The sequence below is a fragment of the Catenulispora sp. GAS73 genome, assembly GCF_041262085.1.
GTDB lineage: Bacteria > Actinomycetota > Actinomycetes > Streptomycetales > Catenulisporaceae > Catenulispora.
This window is the reverse complement of sequence record NZ_JBGCCM010000006.1, coordinates 104,858-119,020: the sequence shown is the minus strand read 5'-3', so window position 1 is coordinate 119,020 and position 14,163 is coordinate 104,858. Positions and strand designations below refer to the sequence as shown.

Here is a 14,163-nt window from a genome sequence, read left to right as displayed (position 1 = left end):
GGACCCACCCCACAACGGGCTCCGAGCTCCGTCCCCGCACCACCGACCCACGGAGAGCCGATGGCCGTGAGCAGCCGCCGATCGAGGTCTGCGCAGGAGAGCTCCGGCCGGGGCGGGTCCGGTCGCGGACACTCCCACGGGCACTCCCACGGCCACGGCCCGGCCACCCCGGCCTCGACCCGGCTGCGGACCCTGATCACCGCGCTGTTGCTGCCGGTGGCCGCGGCGGCGGTGGCCGGGCTCGTGCTCCTGTGGCCGGCGGCGGCGAAGTCGCCGATCCCGCCGCAGGTGTGGGTGCAGGGCACGGTGACGGCCTCGACGCTGGTGCAGCCCGGGCCGAACGGCGGCACCGCGCCGCCGGCCGGCGGCGGCAGCACCACGTCGCCGAGCGGGCTGGACACGACCAACGACCAGCTGACCGTCCAGATCACCAGCGGGCCCACCAAGGGCTCGACCGCGACGGTGACCGTGGGCGTGGACCCGAGCACTCCCAAGTACTCGGTCGGCGACGGCTTGGTGCTCACCTACGACAAGAGCCAGCCGGCGGACGGCCAGTACTCCATCAAGGACTTCCAGCGCGGCCCGCCGCTGATGAGCCTGGCGATCGCGTTCGCGCTGTTCGTCCTGGTGGTCGGGCGCTGGCGCGGGGCCGGGGCGATCGCGGCGCTGGCCGTGTCGTTCGGGGTGCTCGTGAAGTTCACGCTGCCGGCGATCGTCGGCGGGGAGAACTCGATCGAGGTCGCGGCGGTCACCGCGGGCGTCATCCTGTTCGTGGCGCTCTACGCGACGCACGGGGTGTCGGTACGAACATCCGTGGCCGTCCTGGGTACGGCGATCAGCCTGGCGCTGATCGGCGGACTCGGGGAGGCCGGCACCAAACTGGCCCACCTGACCGGGCTCGGCGACGACAACGCCGCGACCGTCGCAGGCTACTTCCACAAGGTCGACGTCCAAGGGCTGCTGCTGGCCGGCATCATCATCGGCGCCCTCGGCGTGCTCAACGACGTCACCGCCACGCAGGTGTCCTCGGTCTGGGAGCTGAAGGCCGCCGACCCGACGATGGGCGCCGCCGAGCTGTTCCGCGTCGGCATGCGCATCGGCCGGGACCACATCGGCTCCACGGTGAACACCCTGGTGCTCGCGTACGCAGGCGGCAGCCTCCCGCTGTTCGTCCTGATGACCACGTCCAGCCAGGGCTGGAGCGGCGCGGCGGGCGCCGAGGTGGTGGCCGAGGAGATCGTGCGCACCCTGGTGGGCTCGATCGGCCTGGCCGCGGCGGTGCCGATCACCACCGCGCTGGCGGCGTACTTCGCCTCCGGCGAGGGCGGGCACGAAGCCGGTGGCGAAAGCGGCCACGGCGACGAGACGCAGAGCCCGCGCCTGACCTACACGGACCTGCGCGAGCGCCGCGGCGGCCGGCGCAGCGTGATCGACGACCTCGCCGAGGACGACGCTCTCGCCGAGGACACGCTGCCCGGCGCGCGGCGCGGCGGGGGACGTGCCACGCCGGTCGCGCGGATGCCGGAGAGTCGGCGGAGCGGCGAGTGGAACCTGGACGGGACGCGCGCCGGCAGCGGTCCGCACCGGATGCCTCGTCCCGCGCCGTACCCGGCACCCACGCCGCCCCCACAGCCACAGCCACAAACGCAACCTGTGGCGGATCCTTATGGACAGAACCCTTATGGGAGCGACCCGTATGGTGTCGATCCGTATGGAACCGATCCCTATGGAACGGATCCCTATGGTGGGCAGCAGCAGAACCCGCCTTACTACGGCTGATCCAACACTGAGGTGCGTATCCATACGCACCTCAGTGCTATAGCGAACTACCAGCTGCTGTGCAGCGGCTTCCCTTCCGCGAATCCGGCAGCGCTCTGCACGCCGACCACGGCCCGCTCGTGGAACTGCGCCAGGTCCTTCGCCCCGGCGTACGTGCACGAGCTGCGCACGCCCGCCGTGATGGCGTCGATGAGGTCTTCGACACCCGGCCGGTCGCGGTCCAGGTACATCCGCGAGCTGGAGATCCCCTCCTCGAACAGCGCCTTGCGCGCGCGGTCGAAGGCGGAGTCCTCGGCGGTGCGCAGGCGCACGGCGCGCGCCGAGGCCATGCCGAAGTTCTCCTTGTAGAGCCGTCCGTCGCCGTCGCGCACCGCGTCGCCGGGGGACTCGTAGGTGCCGGCGAACCAGGAGCCGACCATCACGTTCGACGCGCCGGCGGCCAGGGCCAGCGCGACGTCGCGGGGGTGGCGGACGCCGCCGTCGGCCCACACGTGTTTGCCGAGGCGGTGCGCTTCGGCGGCGCACTCGTAGACGGCCGAGAACTGCGGGCGGCCGACGCCGGTCATCATGCGCGTGGTGCACATGGCGCCGGGGCCGACGCCGACCTTGACGATGTCCGCGCCGGCCTCGATCAGGTCGCGGGTGCCCTCCGGGGACACCACGTTGCCGGCCACGAGCGGGACGCCCGGGTTCAGCGCGCGCACCGCGGTCAGGGCCTCGAACATCTTCTCCTGGTGGCCGTGCGCGGTGTCGATGACGAGCACGTCGGCGCCGGCCGCGAGCAGTTCCTTGGCGCGCGCCGCGACGTCGCCGTTGATGCCGATCGCGGCGCCGATGCGCAGCCGTCCCCGGTCGTCGACCGCCGGCTTGTACAGCGCCGAGCGCAGTGCGCCCTTGCGCGTCCACAGGCCGGTGAGGCGTCCGTCGGCGTCCACGACCGGGGCCAGGCGGTGCTTGCCGTCCAGGGCGTCGAACGCGGCCTCGGGTGAGGTGCCGTCCGGGATGGTGAGCAGGTCGCGGGACATGACGTCGCTGACGTTGGTGAACCGGTCGGTGCCAGCGCAGTCGGCCTCGGTGACGATGCCGGCCGGGCGGCCGTCGGAGTCCACCACGACCAGCGCGCCGTGCGCCCGCTTGGGCAGCAGCGCCAGCGCCTCGCCGACGGTGCTGGTGGGCGCGAGGGTGACCGGGGTGTCGTAGACCGGGCTGCGGTCCTTGACCCAGCCGATCACCTCGGCGACCACGTCGAGCGGGATGTCCTGCGGAATGACCGCGATGCCGCCGCGGCGGGCGATGGTCTCGGCCATCCGGCGGCCGGCGACCGCCGTCATGTTGGCCACGACCAGCGGGATCGTGGTCCCGGTGCCGTCGGAGGAACTCAGGTCCACGGCCAGGCGGGAGCCCACCTGGGATCGGGCGGGGACCATGAAAACGTCGTCGTACGTGAGGTCGTACGGAGGTGAGTACTGGTTGAGGAAACGCACGTAGTAAGACTGTATCAAAACGGTCACGGGCGCCTCCTCACGCGGTGACCGGGGTCACGACGGCAGAAGGCGCCCGAGGCGCGGGTTCAGAAGCGTGTCTTCAGAAAGCTCGGGCTCAGTAGACGACCACGCTGTCCCCGAGCCGGGTGTCGGCGAACAGCTTCGCCACGGCGGCGCGGTCGCGGACGTTCACGCAGCCGTGCGAGTGGTGCGCGTAGCCGTAGGTCGCGAAGTCGATGGAGAAGTGCACCGCCTCGCCGCCGCTGAAGAACATCGCGTCCGGCATCGACGTGTGGTAGATCGTCGAGATGCAGTGCTCCATCTTCAGGTAGATGTCGAACTTGCCCTTGCGGGTCGGGTTGTTCTCGTCGCCGAAGCGCACGTCCATCCCGTACTGCACCTTGCCGTTGACGACCCAGAGCAGGGTGCGGGTGCTCATGTCGATGCAGACCACGCGGCCGGTCTTGCAGCGCGGGTCCAGGGCACCGGGGGTGTTGTGGCCCAACGGCACGCCGGACAGCCAGTTGGATCCGGTGTTCTTGGGCGGCGCGGGCGTGGTCGGGGTGGTCGGCTTGGTCGGGTGCAGGATCGGCTGCGGCTTGGTCGTCAGCTTGGGCACCGGGTTGCTGTTCCGGGCCGCCGCCGGGGCGGCGCCGGGGATGGCCGCGGGGCTGCTCGCCGCGCCGCCGGCCGGCCGGTTGGGCACGGACGACGTCAACGTGTTCGCGGCCGCGTTCGCGGCGGCGGGCGCCGACGACGTGCCGGCCACGGCCGCCGCCTGCTGCACCGCGTCAGTCGTCGAAGTCTTGCTCTCGCTCGAATTCGCGGAATTCGACGCGCACCCCGTCACGCCGAGCGCCACCGCGCCGGCCACGGCGATCAAAGCGCCGCCCTTCCCCGCCCCTGAAGTCCTCATGCCCTTATCGACGCTCAAAGCCCGGGTCTCGTTGCGTCGGGAACGCCGTCAAAGCCCACTTGTTATAGAAGCTCTCGGAGAAGCCGCCACCGAGCGGCCGACTACTACTGGATCGAGTGTCAAATAGGGGCTACTCTACGCGCCATGGGAGCTGCGGCGGACTACGACGTGCTGGTCATCGGCTCGGGCTTCGGCGGTTCGGTGACCGCCCTGCGGCTCACCGAGAAGGGCTACAAGGTCGGCGTGCTGGAGGCCGGCCGCCGGTTCGCCGACGGCGACTTCCCCAAGACCTCCTGGCGGCTGCGCTCCTTCCTGTGGGCGCCGAAGCTCGGCTGCAAGGGCATCCAGCGCATCCACCGGCTCAAGGACGTCGTCGTGCTCGCCGGGGCCGGAGTCGGCGGCGGCTCGCTGGTGTACGCGAACACGCTCTACGAGCCGCTGGACCCGTTCTACGACGACCCGCACTGGCGCGACGTGGCCGACTGGCGCGAGGAGCTGGCACCGTTCTACGACCAGGCCAAGCGGATGCTCGGCGTGGTGCAGAACCCGACGATGACGCCGGCGGACGTGCAGATGAAGGCCGTCGCCGAGGAGATGGGCGTCGGGGACACCTTCCACCTGACGCCGGTCGGCGTGTTCTTCGGCGACCCGGACGCCGGACCGAACACCCCGAACACCACCGTCTCCGACCCCTTCTTCGGCGGCGCGGGCCCGGACCGCAACCCCTGCCTGCAGTGCGGCGCGTGCATGACCGGCTGCCGCCACAACGCCAAGAACACCCTCGTGAAGAACTACCTGTACCTCGCCGAGAAGCTGGGCGCCGAGGTGCATCCGCTGACCACCGTCGAGAGCGTGACCCCGTTGCCGGACGGCGGCGGATACCGCGTGACGACGTCCTCGACGGGCAAGTGGTTCGCCAAGGGCCGCCGCACGCTGACCGCCGAACACGTCGTCTTCAGCGCCGGTGCCCTGGGAACCCAGCGCCTGCTGCACAAACTGGCCGGTGACGGGTCGCTGCCGTCGCTGTCCCCGCGCCTGGGCGAACTGACCCGCACGAACTCCGAATCGCTCCTCGGCGCGATGGCCAAGAAGCCGCGGCAGTACGACTTCACGGAAGGCGTGGCCATCACCTCCTCCTTCCACCCCGACGAGCACACGCACATCGAGCCTGTGCGCTACGGCCGAGGCAGCGGCGCCATGGGGCTGCTGAAGACCGGGCTGACCGACGGCGAGGGCCGCACCCCGCGCTGGATCAAGCTGCTCGGCATCGGCGTCAAGCACCCCTCCTGGGTCCCGCGCATGCTGCCCAGCCGCAAGTTCGCGGAGCGGTCGATCATCCTGCTGGTCATGCAGGCCCTCGACAACTCGCTGACCGTGTCCCGCAAGCGCGGCCTGTTCCGCAAGAACAAGCTCACCACCAGCCAGGGCCACGGCCTGCCGAACCCGACCTGGATCCCGGCCGGCAACGAGGCGGTCACCCGCACCGCGGCCCGGATCGACGGCATCCCCGGCGGCACCGTCGGCGACCTGTTCAACATCCCGATGACCGCGCACATCATCGGCGGCTGCGTCATCGGCCGCGACCGCGACCACGGCGTCGTGGACCCCTACCACCGCGTGTTCGGGCACCCGGGCCTGTACGTCGCGGACGGCTCGACGGTCTCGGCGAACCTCGGCGTGAACCCCTCGCTGACCATCACGGCGATGGCCGAGCGCGCGGCGGCGTTCTGGCCGAACAAGGGCGAGAAGGACACGCGGCCCGCGATGGGGGAACCGTACAAGCGGATCCCGTATGTGCGACCGAAGCAGCCCGCCGTTCCGGAGGCGGCGCCGGGCGCGCTGCGGCTGCCGATCGTGGAGATCCGGTAGCGCACGGGTCATCAAGGAGACACGGGCCGATCCCGTAAGGTCTCCTGCGTGGTGCGCCTCCCGGATCGACGACGACTCACCGTCCTGCTCGGCGTCTTCGCCGCCCTGAGCCTGGCCGGCTACCTCGTCATCCGCGTCCTCGCGCACCCGACGATGATCGACATGGTCGTCTACCGGTTCGAGGGCCAGGCCGTCCTGCACGGCCGCGACCTCTATGGCGCCGGGGTGAACGTCGCGACGGCGGGAGGCAACCAGCTGCCCGCGACCTATCCCCCCTTCGCCGCCCTGCTCTTCGCCGCGATCAGCTGGATCCCGGTCGGCGTCCTGAAGGTCCTGGTGACCGCCGCCAACATCGCGTTGCTGGCGCTCGTCGTCCACCTCGCGGCGAAGCTCGTCGGCGGTTGGCTGGACCGGCCGACGTTCGCCGAGCGCTGGGCCCTGGTCGCCGCGATCGCCGGACTCGGGCTGTGGTTCGAGCCGGTGTGGACAACGCTGCGCTACGGCCAGATCAACCTCGCGTTGATCGCGTTGGTCCTCTTCGATCTCACCCGGGCACCGAGCAGCAGATGGCCGCGCGGTCTGGGCATCGGGCTGGCCACCGGCATCAAGCTGACTCCCGGCGTCTTCATCCTGTGGTTCCTGCTGGCCGGCCGACGGCGCGAGGCGGCGGTCTCGGCGCTCAGCGCGGTCGGGACCATGGCGGTCGGCTTCGTGCTGCTCCCCCACGCGTCCGTGAAGTTCTGGCTGCACAAGGTCTTCGAGACCGACAAGGTCGGCAAGACCTACATCACCGACAACCAGTCGCTGTCCGGGATGATCGCGCGGATCACGCACATCGACGATCCCAAGGCGCTGTGGGCGGTCGCGGCGGTCGTCGTGCTCGCGGCGGGGTTGTGGGTGGCCGCACAGAACTCGAAGCGGGGCGACAATGCCCTCGGCGCGCTTACGTGCGCTGTCACCGGCCTGCTGATCTCGCCGATCAGCTGGTCCCACCACTGGGTGTGGGCGGTCCCGGTGGCGATGCTGCTCGCGGCGCGGGCGCCGAAGCTCGCGGTGGCGTGGTGCGCGGTGTTCCTGTCGTTCCTGATCTGGGCCGTCCCGCACAAGGTCGTCGGGCCCTCCCCTGACCTGAACCCGCTGCAGATGCTGCTCAGTTCGCTCTATCCGTTGGCGGGGCTGGCGTTCCTGGTCTGGGCCTGGAGCGAGTCCACCCGGGCCCAGCCGGTCTCGGCCTCGTACCGGCGCAGCATCCTGGCCGGGACGCCGCCGACCACGCAGTGATCGGGGAACTCGCCGCGGACCACGCTGCCCGCCGCCACGACCACGTTGCGGCCCAGGACCGTGCCCGGCAGGATCACCGCGTTGGTGCCGATCCAGCACCCGGGGCCGATGCGCACCGGCGCCTCGCTGGGCCACTGCTTGCCGATCGGGACGTCGGGATCGTCGTAGCCGTGGTTCTGATCGGTGATGTAGACGTTGGGGCCGGTGTACACGTCGTCGCCGATGTCGATCGAGCGGTGGCCGACCACATGGCTGCCGCGGCCCAGCACCACGCCGCTGCCGATCCGGATCAGGGTGTCCGGGCCGAGGTCCAGGCCCGGGACGAAACCGGCGGAGATGGTGACGTTGGCACCGATCAGCACGTGCGCACCGACGGATACGTAGCGTTCCCCGAAGACCGTGCCCGGCGGGAACGCCATCGTCGATCCCTCGCCGAACGCGGCGAAACGGCGGGCGGCCGGCGAGCCCGCGTGCACCTTCCCGGCCCTGGCCAGCCAGCCCCACACGCCGGCGGCCAGCCGGTTGCCCAGCGCTGACACCATGGCCGCTACGGTACCCCCTACCTGTGATCTTCCCGCAGCGGTATCGTGCGCCATCGCGTTGCATAACTGTTCGATCACGGCCGGCAAGTGTTCAGACTTCGGGTACCGGCCCCGGGCCGCGTACCTCTATCGTTCCGTTGGATCGGCAGAGGAAATCAGGGGAGGACGACAGAAATGCACGCAGTGGGGGCGGTCCTGCTGGCGGCCGCGCCGTCGGCCGAGAACATCCACGTCCCGACCCACTGGGACGCGGTCGGCCGCATCGCCATGGCCTGGGTTCTCACCTTCGCGCTGGGCTTCGAGCGGCAGATCCGCGGCGCGATGGCCGGCGACCGGACGTTCTCGCTGCTGGGCGCGGCCACCGCGCTGATAGGCGTGCTGGCCGGCAACGGCGCCAGCACGATCCTGGCCGGTGCGGTCACCGGCATCGGCTTCATCGGCGGCGGGCTGTGCTTCCGGCAGACCGTCGAGGAGCACGAGGTGCTGCACGGCATCACGACCGCGGCGAGCATCTTCGCCTGCTCCGCGATCGGCGCCGCGTGCGGCCTGGGACTGGTGAAGGAGTCGATCGCGGCGACCGCGGCGACGCTGCTCACCCTGGAGCTGCGCCACATCCCGCTGATCCGCACGCTCGACGCGCGCCGCTGGAACGGCCTGGTGCACCACGACGAACACGTGCACTCGCCCTTCTTCCGGCACGGCAACGCCATCCCCTCGGAGCTGGTCGAGGCGCGGGTGGCGACCGCGGACACCGCGGACAGCGACGCGGTGGTGCTGATCAACCCGGTGATCGCCGCTCAGCAGGCGGCCGCGGCCACCGCGGCGACGGTCGAGCCGGACGTGTCCGGGGCGGTGACCGACGTCTCCCCGGCCGACGCGGGCGTGCCGGCGCCGGCCGGGAAGCAGTGAGCGGGCCGGCGGGCACGACGGCAAGCGAGACAGAGTTCTGACAAGCGCGGCGGGGCCGGACGACGCGACGTCGTCCGGCCCCGGTCGTCCGCTGCCGGGGAATCCCCGTGGCCCCTCAACAGATTCGGTCGGCTCTTAGAGGTTGATGCACAGGACCGGGCCGAGCAGGTCGATCTGGCACCAGGGCCACCAGTGCGGCTGCTGCACCGAGACCGGGGCACTCATCGGCACGGTGGCCGAGTGCGTGACGACGGCGGCAGGCGAGGCCGCCGCGGAGGCGGACGTGGCCGCGACGGCGCCGAAGCCGGCGAGCAGTGCGGTGGCACCCGCGGTCGCGGTGAGTTTCACGAGACGGCTCTTCATAGTCGTGCTCCTCCTCATACGGCCCGCGATGCGCGGGGCCCTTCAGTAGGTTCCGCAAGATCAACCCGGGGCGCGAACGGTCCTGCGCTGTTCGGTTGATCACGTTCGCGGCGATCGCCCTCTTGAAGCGTTTCGCCGGGTCCGCTCGGCAGCCCCGTGACCTGGCGCTTTGGACAATATGCTGATCGTCCGTGCTACCCTCGTGCTCGCCGGTGCGTAGAAGATGTCCCCGGGCCTCAATTTACGCCGTCGCGGAATACCGTTCGGCTGGAGCCGCGGCGAGCTTTCCGCCGCGAGGCGACACGCGCACCGGCGCTAAACCTTTTCACTTCTGGAATGATGGTCACCACCATCGCAATGTTCCCTTCCATTCCAGGAGCAGATCGAAGTGCATGACCGCAAGCCAGTCGAGTGCTGGATGACCGACATGGACGGCGTCCTGATCCGCGAGGGACACATGATCCCCGGCGCGGACGAGTTCATCCGCCGGCTGCGGGCCAAGGACCGGCCGTTCCTGGTGCTGACCAACAACTCCATCTACACCCCGCACGACCTGTCGGCGCGCCTGACGAACCTGGGCATCCCGCTGCCGCAGGAGCACATCTGGACCTCGGCGCTGGCCACCGCGCAGTTCCTGGACAACCAGCGGCCCAACGGGACCGCCTACGTCATAGGGGAAGCCGGGCTGACCACGGCGCTGTACGACGTGGGATACACGCTGTCCGAGGCGGAGCCGGACTACGTGGTCCTGGGCGAGACCCGGGCCTACAGCATCGACGCCATCACCCGGGCCATCCGCCTGGTGACCAACGGCGCGCGCTTCATCGCCACCAACCCCGACGCCACCGGTCCGACGCCGGACGGCCCGCAGCCGGCCTGCGGCGCGGTTGCGGCGCTCATCACAAAGGCGACCGGTGTGGAGCCCTACTTCGTGGGTAAGCCCAACCCACTGATGATGCGCGAGGGTCTGAACCAGATCAAGGCGCATTCGGAAGTGACCGCGATGATCGGTGACCGCATGGACACCGACGTGCTGTGCGGCATCGAGGCGGGGCTGGAGACCTTCCTGGTGCTGTCCGGCGTGACCCAGGCCGACGAGATCGAGCGCTTCCCCTTCCGGCCCTCCCGGATCGTGAAGTCGATCGCCGACCTGGTCGACGAGGTCTGAGCAAGAGCAGGGTCCCGACGGTGAACACCTTCGTTCCCGCCGCACGTCGGCCGGAAGACAGTGGTTTGACAATGTATGAGAACAGCAGGGGCGGCGCCGGCAGGGCGGCCGCAGCGTCCATGAGCGGTACACCGGTCTTCGACGCGCTGGTCGTCGAGTTCCGGGCCAACTTCCGCACGGTGCCCGGGGATCCGTGGTCGCCGCAGCCCGCACCGCGGTTCGCCGAGCTCTCGGTGACCTCGGACCGGTACGGGCTGCCGGCGGGCCGCGGCGGGCTCTGAGCGGCGCGCGGCACACGCGTGCCGGCTGACCCCGAGCGCCACCACCATGGCGAGCACCGGCAGCAGCACTGAGGCCCGCGCCCAGAACCAGCGCCACGCGCGCCGGTGGACGCGGTTCAGTACGAGGACGATGGCCGGCGGGCCGCCGAAGCCGAGGATGCCGACCAGCCGGCCGGCGTAGAGGCCGCTGGGAGCGAGGCCACGGCAGACGTGCCCCGGCCCGGACTCGCGGCTGCCACGCATCACGGGCCCGACCAGCACGCTCAACGCCATCAGAGCGGCGGTCGGGATGCCGAGGACGGCTGCTACTCAGTCCCCTGCGTCACGCTGCTTCGCGTACTCAACGAACCACGCGATCAGCGCCGGGTCGTCGACCGTCCCGAGGTTCACCGCCTTCGCGGGGTCGGCTCCGGTCAGCAGGCGCTTCACCGGGATCTCCAGCCGCTTGCCGGTGCGGGTGTGCGGGACGCCGGGGATCTCGACGAGTTCGTCGGGGACGTGGCGGGGCGTGAGCTCGGCGCGGATCGCGGCGGCCACGCGGGCCTTGAGCGCGTCGTCCAGGATCGCGTCGGCGGCCAGGTGGACGAACAGCGGCATCCAGTAGCCGCCGTCCGGGAGCTCGACGCCGATCACCAGCGATTCGCGGATCTCCGGCAGCTTCTCCACGACCTCGTAGATGTCCGCGGAGCCCATGCGGACGCCCTGCTTGTTCAGCGTCGAGTCGGAGCGGCCGTGGATGATGACGCCGCCGCGCTCGGTGATGGTGCACCAGTCGCCGTGCCGCCAGACGCCGGGGAACACGTCGAAGTAGGCGTCGTGGTACTTGTGGCCGTCCGGGTCGTTCCAGAACTTCACCGGCATCGAGGGCGTCGGCGCGGTCAGGACCAGCTCGCCGACCTCGCCGACGTGCGGGTGCCCCTCGGGGTCCCAGGACTCCACGCGGCAGCCGAGCGCGCGGCACTGGATCTCGCCGGAGTAGACCGGCAGGAGCGGGTTGCCGGCCACGAACGCGGTGCAGACGTCGGTGCCGCCGGACAGCGAGTTCAGCCAGATGTCCGAGCCCACGGCGTCGTACACCCAGCGGAAGCCGGTCGGGGGCAGCGGGGAGCCGGTGGAGCCGATCGCGCGCAGCGCCGACAGGTCCAGGTCACGGCCCGGGTGCAGCTCCGCCTTCTGCGAGGCCATCAGGTAGCCGGCGCTGGTGCCGAGCAGGGTCGCGCCGGTCTTCTCAGCGAGCTGCCACAGTCCGCTGACGTCCGGGTAGGCCGGGCTGCCGTCGTAGAGCACGGCGGTCGCGCCGAGCAGCAGCGAGCCCAGGACGATGTTCCACATCATCCAGCTCGTGGAGGAGTACCAGAAGAACCGGTCGCCCTCCTCGACGCCCATGTGGAAGGCGATGGCCTTGTAGTGCTCCAGCAGGATGCCGCCGTGGCCGTGGACGATGCCCTTCGGCACGCCGGTGGTGCCGGAGGAGTAGAGGATCCACAGCGGGTGGTCGAAGGGGACGGCCTCGAAGACCAGCTCCGGCTGCGTGCTCGCGTCACCCTCAGGCCCGGCGACGGCCTCGGCCCAGCGGATGCTCTCCGCGCACGCCGGGCCTTCCGGGAACTGGTAGTCCACCCAGACGGTGTGCTCGACCGTCGGCAGCGCGTCGCGCGCCTCCATGCACTCGTTGCGGCGGTCGATGCGCTTGCCGCCGTAGCGGTAGCCGTCGACGCCGATGAAGACCTTCGGCTCGATCTGCGCGAAGCGGTCCAGGACACCCTGGGTGCCGAAGTCGGGGCCGCAGGCGGACCACACGGCGCCGAGCGAGGCGACAGCCAGCTGCGCGACGATCGCGTGCGGGGTGTTGGGCAGGAAGGCCGCGACGGTGTCGCCGACGCCGACGCCCCAGGCGCGCAGCGTGGCGGCCAGTCCGGCGACCTGGCGGCGCAGCTCGGCCCAGGAGACCTCGACCGGCTCGGCGCCCTCCTCGACGAACAGCAGGGCCGGGCGCTCGTCGGAGGCGGCGCGGAAGACGTGCTCGGCGAAGTTCAGGGTGGCGCCGGGGAACCAGCGCGCGCCGGGCATCGCGGCGTCGGGGAGGACGGCCGTGTAGGGGGTCGCGGCGTGGACGTCGAAGTACCGCCACAGGCTCTCCCAGAACTCCGCCGGATGGTCGACGGACCACTGCCAGGCGTCGGCGTAGGCCGGGAAGGGGCCGACGCCCTGCTGGGGGAGCCAGTCCAGGTACCGCTGGAGGGGCGAGCCCAGACGCTGCGCCTCGGTCGGCGTCCAGAGGAGTTCCCCGAACGCGGCGGGCTGGTCGGCTGCGGACATCGTCGTCCCCCAACTTCGCGGTGGCTGCTGCGTGCGGCCGGCTTGTGGCCGTGATCACGCCTGACAAGCGTCAGATTAGCGTCCCTCGCCGGGCTCCAAAAACGACTCCTGGCACTCGACGCCCTCGGGCAGCGGCGGGAGCTCGATCCACTTCTCGGCCCACTCGGCGAGCTGCTGGAACGCCGGTTCCAGCTCCGCGCCCTTCTGGGTGAGGTGGTACTCGACGCGGACCGGGGTCTCGGGGATCACGACGCGTTCGACGATGCCCACCTGCTCGAACTCCTTCAGTCGCTCGGACAGGAGGCGGTCGGACAGCTTCGGGACGGAGCACGCGATGTCGGTGTAGCGGGTGGAGCCGGCCAGCATGGCCCGGAGGATCGCCCCGGACCAGCGTCGCCCGATGATCTCCACCGCGGTGTGGAAGCGCGGACAAAAGGAACTCAGGTGCTCCTCGTGCTGCTTCGCGGTGTTGTCGGCCATGACCCAAGCTTACCTTCCGTAGGCGACTTGACAACCGTAAGCGTGCCGCCTACCTTCGACCTTACGAAAGGTAACCGGCTCACGCAGGGTTACCGACGTACTCCGATGCGGACCGGTCCCGGCCCGCATCACCCCATGTCAGACGTGTAAGTCCCCCCAGAACCCAGACCCCGGGAGCTCAGAAGTGACCACCAAGATCCTCGCCTTCTCCGGCGCCCTCCGTAAGGCCTCCACGAACACCGCGCTGGTCCGCGCCGCCAAGCAGCTGGCGCCCGAGGGCGTCGAGATCGAGATCTACGACGGCATCGGCCAGCTGCCCTTCTTCGACCAGGACCTCGAAGCCGACGTCCCGGCGGCCGTGGCCGAGTTCCGCGCGAAGATCGCCGCCGCCGACGGCGTGCTGATCGCCAGCCCGGAGTACAACTACTCGATCCCCGGCGTCCTGAAGAACGCCCTGGACTGGGCCTCCCGCCCCTACGGCGAGTCGGTCCTGACCGGCAAGCCGGTCGCCGTCATGGGCGCCTCCGGCAGCGGCTTCGGCACCGTCCGCGCCCAGAATCACCTCCGCGACGTCTTCCACTGGCTGGACGCGAAGGTCGTCACCAAGCCCGAGGTGCACGTCGGCAACAACTGGGAGCGCTTTGATGGCGAGGGCAACCTGGTCGACGAGACCTCGCGCAACCTGGTCGCCGGCCTCATCGCCGCGCTGGTGGTGCTGATCGAGGAGACCGAGAAGGTCAAGGCGAACGCCTGACGCTGAGGTTTTGAGGGT

The 14,163-nt window shown here is 70.5% G+C and carries 12 protein-coding genes and 1 pseudogene; 7 read left to right on the top strand and 6 right to left on the bottom strand.

Annotated elements, in window-relative coordinates:
- Positions 1–60 precede the first annotated feature (60 nt).
- Positions 61–1,779 (top strand): YibE/F family protein, encoded by a 1,719-nt coding sequence (locus ABH935_RS10915; RefSeq protein ID WP_370377714.1) that lies wholly within the window; start codon positions 61–63, stop codon positions 1,777–1,779.
- Positions 1,780–1,826: 47 nt separating this feature from the next.
- On the opposite strand, the gene ABH935_RS10910 is transcribed toward ABH935_RS10915, so the two are convergent.
- Both ABH935_RS10910 and ABH935_RS10905 read right to left on the bottom strand, forming a co-directional pair.
- Positions 1,827–3,263, bottom strand: a complete 1,437-nt coding sequence (locus tag ABH935_RS10910) for a GuaB1 family IMP dehydrogenase-related protein (RefSeq protein ID WP_370377966.1) — start codon at positions 3,261–3,263, stop codon at positions 1,827–1,829.
- 115 nt (positions 3,264–3,378) lie between these two features.
- Positions 3,379–4,179 (bottom strand): L,D-transpeptidase, encoded by an 801-nt coding sequence (locus ABH935_RS10905; RefSeq protein WP_370377713.1) that lies wholly within the window; start codon positions 4,177–4,179, stop codon positions 3,379–3,381.
- Positions 4,180–4,323: 144 nt separating this feature from the next.
- Here ABH935_RS10905 and ABH935_RS10900 point away from each other — a divergent pair, with 144 nt between their 5' ends.
- Together ABH935_RS10900 and ABH935_RS10895 are read left to right on the top strand one after the other, a co-directional pair.
- On the top strand, positions 4,324–6,048 hold the full coding sequence (locus ABH935_RS10900; RefSeq protein ID WP_370377712.1) for a GMC oxidoreductase: 1,725 nt from the start codon (positions 4,324–4,326) through the stop codon (positions 6,046–6,048).
- A 153-nt stretch (positions 6,049–6,201) separates the two neighbouring features.
- Positions 6,202–7,014 (top strand): annotated as a pseudogene (locus ABH935_RS10895) (glycosyltransferase 87 family protein); the annotation flags it as partial.
- 194 nt (positions 7,015–7,208) lie between these two features.
- Here ABH935_RS10895 and ABH935_RS10890 read toward each other — a convergent pair.
- The gene (locus ABH935_RS10890; RefSeq protein ID WP_370377711.1) at positions 7,209–7,871 is read right to left on the bottom strand and encodes an acyltransferase; all 663 of its coding nucleotides are present in this window, start codon (positions 7,869–7,871) and stop codon (positions 7,209–7,211) included.
- A 174-nt stretch (positions 7,872–8,045) separates the two neighbouring features.
- Between ABH935_RS10890 and ABH935_RS10885 the strand changes: the two genes are divergently transcribed.
- Complete coding sequence (locus ABH935_RS10885) at positions 8,046–8,780, top strand: MgtC/SapB family protein (protein ID WP_370377710.1); 735 nt, start codon at positions 8,046–8,048, stop codon at positions 8,778–8,780.
- A 135-nt stretch (positions 8,781–8,915) separates the two neighbouring features.
- On the opposite strand, the gene ABH935_RS10880 is transcribed toward ABH935_RS10885, so the two are convergent.
- Positions 8,916–9,143, bottom strand: coding sequence for a hypothetical protein (locus ABH935_RS10880; RefSeq protein ID WP_370377709.1), 228 nt, complete (start codon positions 9,141–9,143; stop codon positions 8,916–8,918).
- 388 nt (positions 9,144–9,531) lie between these two features.
- Here ABH935_RS10880 and ABH935_RS10875 point away from each other — a divergent pair, with 388 nt between their 5' ends.
- Together ABH935_RS10875 and ABH935_RS10870 are read left to right on the top strand one after the other, a co-directional pair.
- A complete protein-coding gene (locus tag ABH935_RS10875; protein WP_370353621.1) occupies positions 9,532–10,311 on the top strand; it encodes an HAD-IIA family hydrolase in 780 nt (259 codons plus the stop codon).
- A gap of 119 nt (positions 10,312–10,430) precedes the next feature.
- Entirely contained in the window at positions 10,431–10,592 is a 162-nt protein-coding gene (locus ABH935_RS10870; protein WP_370377708.1) for a hypothetical protein, read from the top strand.
- A gap of 309 nt (positions 10,593–10,901) precedes the next feature.
- Here the strand turns inward: ABH935_RS10870 and ABH935_RS10865 are convergent, their stop codons facing one another.
- Together ABH935_RS10865 and ABH935_RS10860 are read right to left on the bottom strand one after the other, a co-directional pair.
- The gene (locus ABH935_RS10865; protein ID WP_370377707.1) at positions 10,902–12,911 is read right to left on the bottom strand and encodes an acetoacetate--CoA ligase; all 2,010 of its coding nucleotides are present in this window, start codon (positions 12,909–12,911) and stop codon (positions 10,902–10,904) included.
- A 75-nt stretch (positions 12,912–12,986) separates the two neighbouring features.
- Positions 12,987–13,391, bottom strand: coding sequence for a winged helix-turn-helix transcriptional regulator (locus ABH935_RS10860; protein ID WP_370377706.1), 405 nt, complete (start codon positions 13,389–13,391; stop codon positions 12,987–12,989).
- A 184-nt stretch (positions 13,392–13,575) separates the two neighbouring features.
- Between ABH935_RS10860 and ABH935_RS10855 the strand changes: the two genes are divergently transcribed.
- Positions 13,576–14,145: an NADPH-dependent FMN reductase gene (locus ABH935_RS10855; protein WP_370377705.1), complete on the top strand. Its 570-nt coding sequence runs from the start codon at positions 13,576–13,578 to the stop codon at positions 14,143–14,145.
- Positions 14,146–14,163 lie beyond the last annotated feature (18 nt).